This is a genomic window from Bradyrhizobium sp. 23AC (genome assembly GCF_054863025.1).
The window spans coordinates 23259-38266 of the sequence record NZ_JAVAYN010000020.1 but is presented as its reverse complement, the minus strand read 5'-3'; the positions used below and the strand labels follow the sequence as shown (position 1 = coordinate 38266).

The 15008-nt window shown below is 61.4% G+C and carries 13 protein-coding genes and 1 pseudogene; 5 read left to right on the top strand and 9 right to left on the bottom strand.

Annotation, left to right across the window (positions count from 1 at the left end):
- Positions 1-158: 158 nt before the first annotated feature.
- On the bottom strand, positions 159-644 hold the full coding sequence (locus RAD10_RS33200) for a hypothetical protein (RefSeq protein ID WP_461620715.1): 486 nt from the start codon (positions 642-644) through the stop codon (positions 159-161).
- A gap of 530 nt (positions 645-1174) precedes the next feature.
- Between RAD10_RS33200 and RAD10_RS33195 the strand changes: the two are divergent.
- Together RAD10_RS33195 and RAD10_RS33190 are read left to right on the top strand one after the other, a co-directional pair.
- A pseudogene (locus RAD10_RS33195) lies at positions 1175-1584 on the top strand (tripartite tricarboxylate transporter permease); the annotation flags it as partial.
- A 129-nt stretch (positions 1585-1713) separates the two neighbouring features.
- Entirely contained in the window at positions 1714-2580 is an 867-nt protein-coding gene (locus RAD10_RS33190) for an outer membrane protein (protein ID WP_461620714.1), read from the top strand.
- A gap of 249 nt (positions 2581-2829) precedes the next feature.
- Here the strand turns inward: RAD10_RS33190 and RAD10_RS33185 are convergent, their stop codons facing one another.
- Complete coding sequence (locus RAD10_RS33185; RefSeq protein WP_461620713.1) at positions 2830-4356, bottom strand: hypothetical protein; 1527 nt, start codon at positions 4354-4356, stop codon at positions 2830-2832.
- A 300-nt stretch (positions 4357-4656) separates the two neighbouring features.
- Here RAD10_RS33185 and RAD10_RS33180 point away from each other — a divergent pair, with 300 nt between their 5' ends.
- A complete protein-coding gene (locus RAD10_RS33180; RefSeq protein WP_461620712.1) occupies positions 4657-5619 on the top strand; it encodes a glycosyltransferase family 2 protein in 963 nt (320 codons plus the stop codon).
- Positions 5620-5632: 13 nt separating this feature from the next.
- Here RAD10_RS33180 and RAD10_RS33175 read toward each other — a convergent pair whose 3' ends face one another.
- Genes RAD10_RS33175 through RAD10_RS33165 form a run of 3 tightly spaced genes read right to left on the bottom strand, consistent with a single transcriptional unit; the run spans position 5633 to position 8266 of the window.
- The gene (locus RAD10_RS33175) at positions 5633-6556 is read right to left on the bottom strand and encodes a transketolase family protein (protein WP_461620711.1); all 924 of its coding nucleotides are present in this window, start codon (positions 6554-6556) and stop codon (positions 5633-5635) included.
- A complete protein-coding gene (locus tag RAD10_RS33170) occupies positions 6553-7371 on the bottom strand; it encodes a transketolase (RefSeq protein ID WP_461620710.1) in 819 nt (272 codons plus the stop codon). Before RAD10_RS33170 ends, RAD10_RS33175 begins: the two co-directional genes overlap by 4 nt.
- Positions 7349-8266: an NAD-dependent epimerase/dehydratase family protein gene (locus RAD10_RS33165; RefSeq protein WP_461620709.1), complete on the bottom strand. Its 918-nt coding sequence runs from the start codon at positions 8264-8266 to the stop codon at positions 7349-7351. The genes RAD10_RS33170 and RAD10_RS33165 overlap by 23 nt, the downstream gene beginning before the upstream one ends.
- A 166-nt stretch (positions 8267-8432) precedes the next feature.
- Here RAD10_RS33165 and RAD10_RS33160 point away from each other — a divergent pair, with 166 nt between their 5' ends.
- Together RAD10_RS33160 and RAD10_RS33155 are read left to right on the top strand one after the other, a co-directional pair.
- Complete coding sequence (locus RAD10_RS33160; RefSeq protein WP_461620708.1) at positions 8433-9386, top strand: sulfotransferase family protein; 954 nt, start codon at positions 8433-8435, stop codon at positions 9384-9386.
- Positions 9376-10266, top strand: a complete 891-nt coding sequence (locus tag RAD10_RS33155; protein ID WP_461620707.1) for a phosphotransferase — start codon at positions 9376-9378, stop codon at positions 10264-10266. The genes RAD10_RS33160 and RAD10_RS33155 overlap by 11 nt, the downstream gene beginning before the upstream one ends.
- Here RAD10_RS33155 and rfbG read toward each other — a convergent pair whose 3' ends face one another.
- From rfbG to RAD10_RS33135, 4 genes are all read right to left on the bottom strand, one after another.
- Positions 10267-11325, bottom strand: coding sequence for a CDP-glucose 4,6-dehydratase (rfbG, locus tag RAD10_RS33150; RefSeq protein ID WP_461620706.1), 1059 nt, complete (start codon positions 11323-11325; stop codon positions 10267-10269).
- Positions 11322-12092, bottom strand: coding sequence for a glucose-1-phosphate cytidylyltransferase (rfbF, locus tag RAD10_RS33145; protein WP_461620705.1), 771 nt, complete (start codon positions 12090-12092; stop codon positions 11322-11324). Before rfbF ends, rfbG begins: the two co-directional genes overlap by 4 nt.
- Positions 12093-12414: 322 nt before the next feature.
- On the bottom strand, positions 12415-12816 hold the full coding sequence (locus RAD10_RS33140; RefSeq protein WP_461620704.1) for a hypothetical protein: 402 nt from the start codon (positions 12814-12816) through the stop codon (positions 12415-12417).
- Positions 12817-13937: 1121 nt separating this feature from the next.
- Entirely contained in the window at positions 13938-14840 is a 903-nt protein-coding gene (locus tag RAD10_RS33135; RefSeq protein ID WP_461620703.1) for an O-antigen ligase family protein, read from the bottom strand.
- Between the last annotated feature and the right edge of the window lie 168 nt (positions 14841-15008).

Genomic DNA, 15008 nt, shown 5'->3' with positions numbered 1-15008 from the left:
TTTTCTGACGGGCTACCCGGCGACAAGCTGCCATGACCTGCACACCGTCTAGTTGACGCCTAGTTTTGGTTCAAAGCCGAAGTGTAGATAAAGCGTTAACGGAGAGAGCGGCCTCATTGAATGACGAACTAAAATACCGGCCGCCAGTGCTGCCGGAGTCAATGGATGTTTCTTGCGAGTACGGCAATCGTGCCGGCGAATGCGAGTTGCGAACCCACGCCAAATAGCCCTGTCAACGCGCGCTTAGAGTGTATCCACCAATGAAAGCGTTGGAGGATGTGAAGCAAGCCACGCGGGTAAAGGGTGTGAGCAAATTGCAACGCGTCTGGCAACATCGCGGTGGAGGCGCCGATCGCAATTGTCCAAATTGATCCTTCCGCTGCAAACATCCAGAGCGCAAGGCCGAGTCCAGCGCAAGCGTCAATCCCGATGATTGACAAATCCCTCAGCGTCGCGCGGCCGAAGGACAGGCAGCGATTGTTGGCACCTTTGCCTAGACTTATCGAGTGAAGTGGATAGTCCCAATGCGGAATTGCATCAATTGCAAAATGACTTGCGAACCCTGCGATCGCCGCGGCTGCCGGGTGCAATGGAAGCAGGCTGGCGATCGCGCCACCGACGATCGCATGCGTACTCAGGATCATCTGATTCTCTATTTACTGCAGGAATGGTTGAGCATGGGAACAATAGCATGGACTACCCTAGTCATATCGTGGTCCTCCGAGGTTGCTGCGATTTGACCAAGGGAAATCATCTTGGGCTGCCGTTGGAAAAGAGAATGTTAGGCGTGATTGTCGGAATCGGCCTTCGGATCAGGACCGGCCTCGGTTGCACGAGCGGCTGTTAGAGCGTGGGGTGACAGGAAGCAGCGGAGCGGGATATTCGCTCTCTTATTCTGCAGCAGATACTATCGACGAGGACAGCAGCGAATAAGCAGGCGACAACCATCAAGCCGGTAAAGACGGCGAGAAACCAATTTGTATCATCTTCTTCAACCATGTCCTTTGCCTCTAAGAGCAGCGAGGGCTTGAGCGGTCAAGTCGAAAGGGTACTGCCCGTGCCCTTGCAGACGTCGGCCTGCGGCGGCGAGGCGCGTGAACGCCGCGAGCCCGTGCTCATCTTCGGGTTCAGCGTCATCGCCCGCATGGTACCGTCTATATTCTAGAAAGCCGGAACTGCGCCGGGGTTCGCCCGACTGCTCACGTCGGCGTGCTGGGCGCCGCAGATGACCGGGGTATCTTGCGCGATCGGTGTCTACGCAACCCCTAATGCGATATCGACCTCTGATGCTCGGCTTCGGCGTGGTCGGGCCATTCTTTAAGAAGATCGGCATTTCGCTGGCGCCGTTAGCGCTCGTGCTCGGCAACCGTGCCGGGGATGCCTTCCGCCTGTCGATGATCGGCCCCGGCGGCACCTTGAAGGTGTTCTGGTCGAGCGGTCTGGTCGGCTCGCTCACGACCTTGGCGATTCTGCTGCCGTTCTGGCCGTTAATCGACACTCCTCGCCCGTGTCGGGTTGACGCATAGGACTAGGACGACATCCCCTAGGGCGCTGGAGCAATATTTTTCGAAATCAATGACTTAGATGAATTTTGCTTATCGGTCCAGATACGACCGTGATCTCGATTGTTTCCGAATGTTGCCGCTGTGGCACAGCCCTTGGGCGGGTACGCGGGTATATTTCGATCACAAGATCGTGCAAGGGGGACTTCTCATGAAGCGGATAGTGATTGGACTGGCGACCGCGATGTCGCTGTTTGCCACGGGCGCGCTGGCCGCCGATCTGGCGGCAAGGCCTTATGTCAAAGCGCCTGTCATCGATCCGGTCTGGAGCTGGACGGGCTTCTATGTCGGCGCCAACGGCGGCTACAGCTGGGGTCGTTCGCGCACTGATGTCACCTACACCAACACGGCGACCGGTGCGGTGATCGTGCCGCCGGCCGGCTCCATCACCAGCGCCTCGTTCGACATGAACGGCGCCGTCGCCGGTGGCCAGGCGGGCTACAACTGGCAGAGCGCCAACTGGGTGTTCGGCATTGAGGGCGACCTCAATTGGTCGGACGAGAAGGGCCGCGCCGGCTTCAACTGCGCCCCCGCCGGACTTGCAGGCGGCGCCTGTCTTCCCGGCCTGACTTTCCTGCCCGCCGGCGCTGCTGCCGGCACGACGCTGGCGATCGACCAGAAGCTGCAGTGGTTCGGCACGGTCCGTGGCCGCGTGGGCATCCTGGCGACGCCGAAGGTGCTGCTCTACGGCACCGGCGGTGTGGCCTTCGGCGAGATCAAGACCACCGGCACCATCGCCGGCTTCACGCCCGCCGGTGTCGCCGTCGCCTCGACCAGCTCGACATCGGATACGCGCGTCGGCTGGACCGTTGGCGCGGGTGTAGAAGGCAAGATCACTCAGAACTGGAGCGCCAAGCTCGAATACCTCTACATGGATCTCGGCCGCTTCTCGTCCGGTCCGTTCTCGCTGGCGCCGTCCCCCACGATCGCAGCCAATGCCTCCTCGCGCTTCACCGATCACATCTTGCGCGCCGGCATCAACTATCAGTTCGGTGGCCCGGTGGTCGCCAAGTACTGAGATCACCAAAGGTCTCAACAACAAGCAAAGCCCGGCCTGTCGCCGGGCTTTCTCGATTCTCGTGCTCGCAATCCGAAATTCGGTGGGACATTGCTTGGCTCCTCGAGCGCGCGCAAAACCAGGCACTCGTTTCTTTAGTTGTTCGGGGGGCGCTCGCCGCAGCGATGCTGGCTCGCGCGCGGCATTCGAACTCATCCCTACAACCAACGGCTGCAACGACCGCCAATGCTTCTGCGGGCGACCTCCAGTTCAGCCAAAGACGTTTGACGGGGTGCGTTTCCCGCGCATTGCGATCCAGAGCAGGCAGCCTGCCATGAGGACCAAGGGAAGCTGCACCAGATAGGCCGGCCAGCCCATCCAGGGCCCATAGTGAAGGAAGAACATCTGCTTCGGAAATTCTGTGAGATCGGCATAATCGTTACCCTCCCACGGACCGATATTGAATTTGATCCACAATTGGGTGTTCAGCAGCGTCAGAGCGGCAAATAGATAGCGGAAGAAATTCGATGTGCCGGACCTATCCAGGACAAGAGCGAGTGCCAGGACGAGGCTCGGCCAAGCGCCGAGTATGAAGCGGGCTTCAGTCACCAAGATCAGCGGCAGAGTTGCTGCAACCACGCCGGCAGGGCCCGGACCCAGCCTTCGCAACTCCAAACTCACCGCCTCCCACCTGAGTATCACCACCAACACGGCTGGTCCCCAAAGCAGGGTGGCCGCGAGAAAGGGCATCAGAAATTTCCCTCTCCCGGTCATAGGAAATACGATCAACTTCAGCACGTACAGCACGCCGCTTGGATTAGGGGCATCCGGATTCGAGAGCGTCGTGAATGCAAGCTGCGGGATCAGTATGCCGACGGCTGCGAGCACGAAATAGCGCAGAGGCACATTCGCGAGCAGCGCTAATGGAGATCGCCCCAGCAACATGGGCCCTAAGAGAATCCAGATGGCCAGCGCGACGATCGCCAGGGATGGTGCGCCGGTCAAAAAGATTGCGGCTTCGTGAACCGTGAAGCCGCGCGCTACTGCGCCGGGCAGCTCAGACAACACAATGATCAAGACTGCCAGCGCTGCAATCGCGGCGAAGAGCACGAAGCTCCGTTTCGTCCGCCGATCGCTTCGCCACCAACCCGCGATGGTGGCGGGCAACTGCACGTTGTCGATGGCCGGCAAATTCTGGTTCAGGAACATCAGCAGAATGGCGCCGTACAAGCCGGCCAGCTGCCAGACGAAAGAACCTGCGATTGTCGCAATGAGGAGCAGAACCGGCCAGCCTTCCAGAAAAAACCACAGCATTGATAGGTTGACCAGCAGCCCCAAGGAGTCGGTGGTGACTGGGGCATAGGCGAGATGCTTTGTTGCAAAGTAATTCAGAAAGAGGCTGGCGAAACCGATCCACTGGCCGTTGGGTCCGATCGACAGTATGTCTGTCATTCGCTTCCAGACGACGGTGCCGATCACCAGGGCCAGCAGATTGAGGATTTGGAAACTGAGGATGATGTTATGATTAGACAGTTCAGCTCCCGAGATCGTCAGCGCCGACCGTACGATCAGCGAGGGAAGAATCCGCTGTGAATAATATCGGCTGAGCTGGCCGTCGGCGATCATGGCACCAAGCCTACGCACCATCTCCGCGTAGGTGACTCCGTCCCATCCAAACCCTCCCCCGGCAGGAACCAGCTCGCCAAACTGGAGATTGCATAGGCCGAGGATGAGGACGATGGCGACCATGCAGAACAGCGTCGTCGATGCGCGCGATTTCAGAGGGGGCTTGCGCATGTCAGAGGGTCTCTCGTAACGGTTTCCATCCGCCGACGATCGTGCTCGACGGCTCATCGGAGCGTGTCCCACAACAAAGAGCCCATAACAAGCCATCTCTGGAATTGCCGAGGCGCGTCATTCGAATTCGGGTCGGTCCAGGCAGCGACGCCTGCACAGGTTAAGCGTCGCTCGATCAACAGTCGCGGCGCTTGCATACTTAGCCTTGCGGTGGTCTAGTCTCCTGAATTTTCGTCGTGCCTTGCCTCGAAGCTGCCCTTACCACGATGACAGCCCCTGGAGCGGTCCTAGGATCCCATAGTGAAGACACTCAGTATCGTTACACCGTGCTACAACGAGGAGGTGAACGTTCGGGATTGCTACGAGGCGATCCGCAAAGTATTCCACGATCGTTTGCCAGGCTATCGCCGCCAACACATTTTCTGCGACAACGCGTCGGACGACCGCACAGTCGAGATCCTGAAAGAGATCGCAGCCGCCGACCCCCACGTCAGAATTATCGTCAATGCACGCAATTTCGGTCCGCTGCGTAACACCTTCAATGGCGTGATGGCCTCGACGGGGGATGCCGTGCTTCTGTTCATGCCGGCCGATCTCCAGGACCCGCCGGAATTGCTGCCCGACTTCGTCAAGCTGTGGGAGGCCGGCTACGAGATCGTCTACGGCATCCGCGCGGTGCGCGAGGAAGGGCGGCTGATGCGCGGCGTCCGCAACGCCTACTACCGCGTGCTGACCAGATTCTCCGAGCTCAAGGTGCCTCCGGGAGTCGGTGACTTCCAATTGGTTGACAGGCGCGTTGTCGAGGCCATGCGGCACGTCCGTGACGCCTATCCATTCATGCGAATGATGACGTTCGAATGCGGCGGTCGCATGATCGGCGTGCCCTACACCTGGCGCGAGCGCAAGAAGGGGTTTTCGAAGAACCGCGCCAGCGCGCTGATCGACCAGGGCCTCAACGGGCTGGTGTCCTTCACCACCGCGCCGGTCCGATTCGGCCTGTTCGCGGGCTTTCTGATCTCGGCGGTGAGCATTGCATACGCGATCGTCAACTTCATCATCGGCCTCGTCCTTTATCAGAAGCTCGCCGAACCTGGCATCCTCACCCTGATCGTCGCCATGTTCTTCTTCGGCGGCGTGCAGCTGTTCTTCATGGGCATGATCGGCGAGTACGTTCTCGCGATCTACGGGCAGGTGCGCGCGAAGCCGGTGGTGTTCGAGCGCGAGCGCGTCAATTTCGATCCCTCACCGCCGCCCGGCGCGTGACGCGCAGGAAGAGTCAGCGCTTCGCCATCGACTGCTCGATCCGCGCGACGATCGCCTGAGCCGAGACGCCCGCGGCATCGAGCAGCGCCTCGCGCGACCCCGCGCTTGACGTCTTCCCCCCCTGCTCGGGAATACCCATGCCCGTAATCGGCGGCCGGACGGCATCGCCGGCAAACGCGCCCGCCACCAGGCTGAACAGGCCGCCGCGCAGGATGTGCTCTTCCAGCGTCACGATGAACGAGGCCTCGCGCACGGCGTCGCGGATCGCGACCTCGTCGAGCGGCTTCAGGCAGGAGACGCTGACCACGCCCACATCCCTGCCGCGCTCGGCGAGTTCGCTGGCGGCCTCCAGCGCACGGGAGGCGATCGGCCCGGACGCGAGGATAACGACCTCCCGTCCCTCACGCAAAACCCTGGGCTTGCGCAGATCGGTCACAGCCGCGCCGAGATTCGGCTCCCCCTGACGGCTGATCCGCAGATAAGAGGGCTTGCCGCTTCCTGCGATCAGACGCGTCGCAGCCCGCACCTCCATGGGGTCGCAGGGCACGAACACCTCGATGCCCGGCAGCATCGACATGATCCCCGCATCCTCGAGCGCGTGGTGGGTGTAGCCCTGGCTGCCATAGGCATAGCCGGCACCCACCGCCACGACCTTGACGTCGGCACCATGGTAGCAGACGTCGTTGCGGAGTTGCTCGAGGCAGCGCAGCGTCGGGAAATTGCCGATCGAGTAGATGAAGACGGTCTTGCCCGACAGGGCGATGCCGGCGGCGATCCCCGCCATGTTCTGCTCGGCAACACCGACATTGAGATAGCGATCGGGAAACTTCGCCGCGAACGGCTCCAGCACGGAGTAGCCGAGATCGCCGCAAAGCAGCCAGATGTCGGGGTTTTCGCTCGCCGCCTGCGACAGGCTCTCGATGAACGTCGTCCTCATGCGCCGACCTCGGCCAGCGCCTGCGCGAGCACTTCATCCGAAGGCGAGCGGTAGTGCCATTCGAGCTTGTTCTCCATGAAGCTCACGCCCTTGCCCTTCACCGTGTGGGCGATCACGACGGTCGGCCGACCCGACGCCGCGGGTACGCTCCCCAGCACACGCTCGAGCGCAGTGAGGTCGTGGCCGTCGATCTCCTCGACCTGCCAGCCGAACGCGTTCCATTTCTCGGCAAACGGATCCAGGTTCAACACCTCGGCGACCGAACCGAAACTCTGGATCTTGTTGAAGTCGACGATGACGCAGAGATTGTCGAGCTTGTGATGGGGCGCGAACAGGATGCCCTCCCAGTTCGAGCCCTCGTCGCATTCGCCGTCGCTGAGCAGGCAGAACACGCGGCTGCCCGCACCCGCATTTCGTGCGGCCAGCGCCATACCGATTGCAATCGGCAGGCCATGGCCGAGCGAGCCGGTCGAAACCTCGACGCCGGGCACGGCGTGGCTGACATGCCCGGTGAAGATCGAACCGTCGCGGCAATAGGTGTCGAGCTCGGCCAGAGAAAAGAAACCGCACTCGGCGAGCGTTGCGTACATGATCGCCGTGGCATGGCCCTTGCTGAGCACGAAGCGATCGCGGTTCGGGCTTTGCGGCTCGGCGGGATCGACGCGCAGGATCCGCGTGTAGAGCACCGCCAGGATGTCCGCCATCGAGAGGCAGCCGCCGATATGGGAGGCCTTCGCGGCATGCACCATGCGCAACGCGTGCGCACGAATCCGTCGCGCGAATTCTTTCGGCTCAGGAAGATTTGGTCGCGTCATGCCACTCTACCGTCTCGCGTAGTCCCTGATCCAACGGCACTTCGGGCTTCCAGCCCAAGGCAAGCATGCGCGAAACGTCCGCAGCCAGGACCATAACCTGATCGGGCCGATACGCCAACTCGCCGAAGCCGAGAGCGGCGCCGGGGTCGACGAGATCGCGCAGCCGCGTCACCGTCTCGCGCAGCGGCGGGGCGTCCGCGCTGCCGACGTTGAAGATGCCGCTCGCCGCTTCATGCGTGATTGCCAGCCGGAAGGCGCTCGCGGCGTCGCGCGCGTGCAGAAATCCCCAGCGCTGCTCACAGGCCGTCAGCGCCATACGATGTCCCGAGTGCAAGTTCCGAATCATGCTCGGAATCAGCCAGTGATCGGCATCCTTCGGGCCGTAGGTCGAGAAAATCCTGAGCCAGGCGGCACGCAGCCCGCGCTCCTCGCACAGGCGCATCGCCATCGATCCGGCCGCGAGCTTGGCCATGCCGTACAATGTCGTCGGCCGTGGCGCGTCGTCCTCCCGGATCGGACGATCATAGGGTCCGTACTCCGCCTGCGATCCGGCTCCGACGAAGATCCTGGCGCCGGCCTCGGCCGCGAGCTGGGCGAGGCCCACCGTGTCAGCCACGTTGACGGCCTGAACCGGGCTGTTGCGATCGCTGCCTGCGACGCCGCGCCAGGCCATGTGCACGACGGCGTCCGGCGCGAACGCCCCCAGCGCTCCGCGCAGCCCCTCCGGATGCTCCAGACTGCCCGGGATCACGTGCAGCCGATCATGAAGCGGCCCGAGGCGCCAATAGGAACTTGCCGGCCGCAACAGGACGGCCACCTCGTGCCCCCGCGCCATGAGGTCCGCAACGAGATAGGAGCCCAGAAAACCGCTCGCGCCGGTGGCAAAAACACGCATAAGCCCCGGGTAGATCAGCTACCCCGGCCCCGTCAATGTCCCGCTTCCGGCAAGCCTCTGCCGGGCCACGTTCCCCATGGCCGAAAGGGCGATCCGAACTTGATTATCCGGCCCATGCGGCTAAACGGAGGGCCAGATCGAGGTTCGACGACGCAGGGGTAGACGCATGAATGACTTCAGGCTGGCCATGGTTTCCGCAGGCTTCGAGCACGGCGGAAACGTCACCCATCGCCACTTCGACGGCCATCCCGACCTGCTCGTCTATCCCTTCGAATCCCAGCTCGGCAACCGCAACTTCAACGACTTCCTGGCCTCGGTCGAGCGCGTTCAGTACCGCTATCCCGAATTCCCGGAGGGGCTGACGGCGGTCGAGCTCTACGAGCAGATGATCGACGAGGAGTTGAAAACCTTCCTGCGCAAGCGCAACGGCTCCAAGTTCCGCGATGCGGACTGCGTGATGGACGAGAAGAAGCGGGTCGCCGAGTTCGCCCGCATCGTCGGCGAGCCGCCGATCTTCCGCCGCCAGGTGATCGAAGCCTTCTTCCGCGCGACCTTCGCGGCCTGGGAGAACTATTACGTCAAGCCGCGGCCGGGCATGGTCCATGTCGGCTACTCGCCCGCCATCGGGATCGACGCCGATCGCATGGTGCGCGACTTTCCCAACGTCCGCATCCTGCACATCGTGCGCAATCCGTTCTCGGCCTACCGCGACACCAAGCGCCGCCCGTTCCCGCAACCGCTGACCAAATACCTGATCACCTGGAACATCTATCACTCGACGGTCGAGATGTTTGCCAGGATGTACCCCGAGAACGTGCGGATCTTCCGTTACGAGGATCTCGTCGACGACAAGCGCAAGTTCATGACCGAGGCGGCCGGATTCATCGGCGTGCCCTTCGCCGACTCCATGCTCTATCCGAGCTGGAACGGCGTCGAGATCAAGGACTCCATCGCGCCCTGGGGAACCGTGCTCAAGAGCACCAAGGACTACAACCAGGCCGTGATCCAGGAGCTCTCGGACGAGGAGCGCAAACAGATCGCACAGGGCACCGCGGCACTCGCCCGTCATTTCGGCTACGACCGGATCGACTATCTGAGCCCGCTCTATCGTGCTGAGTAAGATCGCGTTCTTCGAAACCGACGACCGCCCCGACATCGCCGCCGACCGCGCGCGCCTCCTGCCCGCGCTGCTACAGCATCTGCAATCCCTCGGCCGCAACGTCGCCGTTGCGCCGGCGCCCGGCGGCACGCTTGGTGCCTGCTTTGACGCGGATATCGCCGGCGAAAAGCGGTTTCTGAAGACGCATCTGCCGGGCACGCGCGCGCGCGCCAGCCTTGCCAAGGAAGCCGACATCCTCGAGCAGCTCTATGGCAACACGATCGTGCTCGACCGTTTCGAGATCCCGCTCGCGGACGGAGTGGCCCGGCTCTGCCTCATGATGCCCACGCTGGTGCCGCAGGCCGCCCCAATGCCGCCCGCTGATGCCGCCGCAATGGCCTGCGCGTGCAGTGAGCGGCTCAAGGACTGGCAGCCGGGCGGACTTGCCTCGTTCGATCACTATCTGACGTCCGCCGCAGAGGCACTGAAGACGCTTTCGAGCCGCGGCCTGCTGAAGCAGGCCAGCGCGGCCGAGGTGCGCAGGCTGATCGGGCTGCTCGAAGATCGTCGCGCGGACTTGCCCGAAGCGCTCTGTCACGGCGATTTCGGGCCGAAGAACATCATGCTCCAGGGCGCCGCGCGGCGCGTCATCGACTGGGAAGATGCATTCCGCGGCATCGCCGGCTACGACTACCTGTACTGGCTGACCTTCATGGAGAACCGGCCGTTCCTGCAAGAGGCCGCCTTCGGCCGAACCGGCCTTTCGCCCGACGTCGAGCGCGCCATCCTCGTGCTCGTCGTCCTGCTCAAATCCTATCTGGCGGTCTTGTCGAGCGAGTATCTGAAGCATGCGGTGTCGGCAGAGGACCGCATTGCCGAGATCCTCGATCTGCCGGGCTGATCAGGCCTGCGCGGCGACCTGGTCGAGCTGATCGAGCGAGAAGCTGCGCAGGTCCCGGCCCTCACGCAGCGCCTTGTACCAATCCACGGTCAGGCGAAGGCCCTGCGCCAGATCGAGCCGGGGCGTCCAGCCGAGTTCGCTCCGCGCCTTCGCGCAGTCGAGCCTGAGATAGGCGGCTTCGTGCGGATGCGGGCCGGCATCGGCCGTCCACCGCGCCCCATCGCCCCACAGCGCGATCAGACGATCTACCACGGTCCCGACCGGCACCTCGCTTGCGGTATCCGGCCCGAAATTCCAGCCCCCGACGAAACGCTCATCGCCCGCCAATCGCTCGACCAGCGAGAGATAGCCGAGCACCGGGTCGAGCGCGTGCTGCCAGGGCCGCACCGAATTGGGATTGCGGATGCGGAGCGCCTCACCGGCCAGGAACGCCTGCATCGCATCGGGCACCAGGCGGTCGCGCGCCCAGTCGCCGCCGCCAAAGACGTTGCCGGCCCGCGCGGTGGCGACGCGCGCCGCCCCCTTTGCGTTGAAGAAACTGTGGCGGTAGGAATGCGTCACGAACTCGGCGCAGGCCTTGCTGTTGCTGTAGGGATCGTCACCGCCGAGCCGGTCGCCCTCGCCGAATGCGGCGCCCATGCCGTTGTTCTCGTAGCATTTGTCGCTGGTGACATTCAGGATCACCTTCACCGAGCGCAGAAGCCGTGCCGCCTCCAGCACGTGCACCGTGCCCATCACATTGGTCGCGAAGGTCTCGACCGGCTCCTCATAGGAGGGACGCACCAGCGCTTGCGCCGCCATGTGGATGACGATGTCGGGCTCGGCTTCCGCCATTGCGGAGCGCAAGGCGCGGAGATCGCGGATATCGGCAACGCGGTGCTTGATGTCGTCGGCGATGCGCGCCGTGACGAACAGCGCGGATTGGTGTGTCGGCGGCAGCGCATAGCCGTAGACGTCGGCTCCGAGTCGGCGCAGCAGCAGCGACGCCCACGCGCCCTTGAAGCCGGTGTGGCCGGTGAGAAAGACCTTCTTGCCGCGCCAGAATGCCGGATCCGTCACCACACCCTCCATTTGGCGCGGTTGCCGGCCCACTCACCCTCGAGGAAGTTACGATCGCGCAGCGAGTCCATCGGGTGCCAGAAGCCGTGGTGCACATAGGCGCGCAGATCGTCGCCGCGCACGAGTTGCTCCATCGGCTCGCGCTCCCAAATCGTGTTGTCGCCTGCGATCAGCTCGCCGACTGACGGCGACAACAGAAAGAATCCGCCATTGATCCAGCCGCCGTCGTCATTGGGCTTCTCCTCGAAATTGACGACCCGGTCGCCCTCGATCGCGATCGCGCCGAACCGCTTGGCCGGCCGCACCACCGAAACGGTGGCGCGCCGCCCGTGCGCCTTGTGGAAAGCGATCTCGGCGGCAAGGTCGATGTCGGCGACACCGTCGCCATAGGTCAACGCGAAGAAGGGCTCGTCCGCGACGTAAGGCAACACCCGCTTCAGCCGGCCGCCGGTCTGGGTGTCCTCGCCGGTGTCGACGAGCGTGACCCGCCACGGCTCGGCCGTCTCGCGATGCACTTCCATCCGGTTCTCGGCGATGTGGAAGGTCACGTCGGACATGTGCAGGAAGTAGTTCGCGAAATACTCCTTGATCATGAAGCCCTTGTAGCCAAGGCAGATCACGAAATCATGGAAGCCATAATGGCTGTAGATCTTCATGATGTGCCACAGGATAGGCCGCCCGCCGATCTCCACCATCGGCTTCGGCCGCGTGCTGGTCTCCTCCGCGATTCGGGTGCCCAGGCCTCCCGCAAGAATTACGACTTTCATTCACCTGCTCCGAACGGGAGGAGCTCTCCTCGCATTCCAGGTCTTCTATACGAACCAATAGCACGTGAAAACCGCAAGAATTGCGAGCTTTGGTGGCTCCTGGGCGGATTTCCGGCATCGCGGCTTCCTGCCGGCTGCGGTACGAAGGCCGAGCAGCTCCGGTGAGGGGCGAGCTCGGCTGGGGTCGATCAGGAGCAAACCACCTTCGCTTCCCTGAGCGCTGCGATCTCGCGCGCACAGATGCCGAATTCTTTCAGCACCTCCTCGGTCTGCTCGCCGAATTCAGGCGGTCGCGCCGCCCATCCTGCTCGACGTACCGCCGTCACGGGTTGGCCGACCAGACGGATAATGGCGGCCCTCCTCGTTCGGCACTCCTGGGCGATGCCGAGATGCTGCGACTTGGTGCGTCCTCGAACTTCTGGTCGATGTACAGGGCACGCCGACCTTGTTGAACTCGCGTACCCAGGGCTTGGTCGACTTCGTCACGGTGCGCTTCGATCTCGGCGTTGAGCGCGTCGCGGTTTTTGGAGCGGGCAGGGGCCGTCGCGTAGCCGGGATGGGCATAGAGCTCCGGTGTGCCGATCGTCCAGGCGCAGCGCTCCCAGATTCGTCCACCCGTGGTATCGATGTTGATGTTGGTCAGAGGTCTGTACGCGCCGGTGGAAGGACTGCCGAATACTGGGAGACAACATAGCTCGTCCTCCATCGGCTGTTGGTTCGGCATGACCAGGCGCGCGCAATCGCGAACTCCTTCACGGACTGCAATTTGGAATTTGGCAAAAACGCTTTGCCAAGGAGGCCGGAGGCTTCGGAAAGAGCCGCATCGAGGGCTTTTACATCGCTAAGGAATCGTGTGTGACGACATGGCTCGTTAGGCTATCGCCACGTTGGTCCGCGCTTGTGAGCTACTCGTTCTTCTGACAACTGCGCTCTCGGGTACATCCTCTGCGCCGCGGAGCTGGATTCGTGATGCTTGAAACCATTCTTGTTGCTTGGGCTATCGCTCTCGTGCTGATTGCATTTTGGGTATTACAGTATATTGATTGCGGTGCTGGTCGAGCCAGTGTGCGCAGCCAGGGTTGCCTGCGTGGTCGCCTTTCGCTCGGCGAATGCGGCAGAAATATCGCGGAGAAGATGATCCAGGCTACGAGGGCCACCCATCCCTCTGTTCTGACAATGTACAAAAAGTCAGTTTCTAATGTAGTTTTATACGCAAGTTTGCGTATCTCCCAGAGGGAAGTCAAATGGCTTCTAAATTGCTGCAGCGTTGGCGGGCCCGACACTTACCGTTGGTTTGTCCGCGATGTCTCAAGAAAGCCTCCAAAAATTCATTCGCGCGAGGGCGATGGTTGCTCCAAGGCGAGGAATTATCGTGCGAACGTTGTGAAAGATCCGCCGACATCGCAGGATGGCGCCTCGCGGCCGATTATGCGCTACGACCTTCAGAAAGATTCCCAAGCCCGTTCCCGGACGTGTTTCGATGATTGGGGAGGCTTAGGCAGACCGATCAACGCTGCCTGTTAGCCTTGGTGTCCCGGACGCGCAGCAGTTCTCACGCTGCTGCGCAGAGCCGGGACCCAGTCGATCCGCTACGTAGGCGACTTGCTCGCTTGTATGGTCGACGTCATCCAAACAGCGACATGCCCCCCACGCGCGCAAGGCTGCGTCAAGAAGAGCGCTTACACCATTTGCCTCGTCCAATGGACAAACAAGCTTCGTGACTGTCCTGCGAACAGAACTCTCGCGTTTGCGAATGCGCTTGAAAGCGAGCTTTCCTGATCTGTCTGGAATCTAACAGTCTGTCTTCTGCTTGCCTCCAAATCGACCCTGGCTGAGTTCCGGCGGTTACCTAGGAACGATTCCGTGACCCACGTTCTCGGAATAGAAAGCGCGCATTCCATTCTGGTCTTCTATTCTTCTCGATAGGGATCGTCCGGAAGATTCGTCGTTCTGCTGGATGATCCTCCCTGCTGCAAGACTAACGCCAATCACATAGATCCAGCCCGGCACAAAATCGAAAAGGTGCGAGTTGAATAGCGAGCTGACTGCATTCTGCACCACGACAATGAAGCCCAGCCATGGATAAAAGCCGGAACCCCGAAAAAGGCTAAGGTGACCAATCCACATTGAGTACAAGGCGACACACCCGATTAGTCCCCACTGCACGGCTACGCTGAGAGTTTGATTGTGTGGATTGCTGATCGTTTCCGAGCCAAGCCCGGTTTGCCCCAGTGCGGCGCGATCGAATAACATTTGGGTAGATCCTGTGCCGTGCCCGATGACAGGAGCTTCTCGAACGAACCCCACCGACTTGCGCCAATACTCGAGTCGCAATCCAGCAGAGGTTATATCATTACCGGCACCGTACTTTGAATATTCGAGCAGGATACTATTCGTTCGATTTTGTAGATTGGGTGAGGCAAACCACGCAGACCCTGCAAGCAATATGCAAAATGCAATCGCTCCATAAAAAAGTGAGCGCGGCAAATAAAACGCTCCGAAAACAAACAGCATGATCGGCACATATATTAGAGCTGTCCGCGCGAGGACCACGAAAGTCAGATTGGCAAGAAATACAATTGATAGCGCGAGCAGAGGCAACGCCAAATGGATCCTTCCCTCTTTGATCAACTCAGAAATTGGCCAAGCTAAAACCACAGCGCACAACGCAAACGATTGGCTTTGATCAATGTAATTCTTTACAGGGACACCGGGCTGCAAACTTGCCGTCGGGGTGAGATTCGGCACAAACGCTGTGACCCACGACAAGGTAAGGAGAACAGTGCAAGATCCAAGAAATGCCAAGGCTATCCAAAATGAGCGCGATGACTCTCGAAAGTAGTAGATTAAGAACGGCATCATAAGAAACTTTAGCGTGGGATTTACGCCTCGTAGTCGAGCGGTCCAAGAGACGTC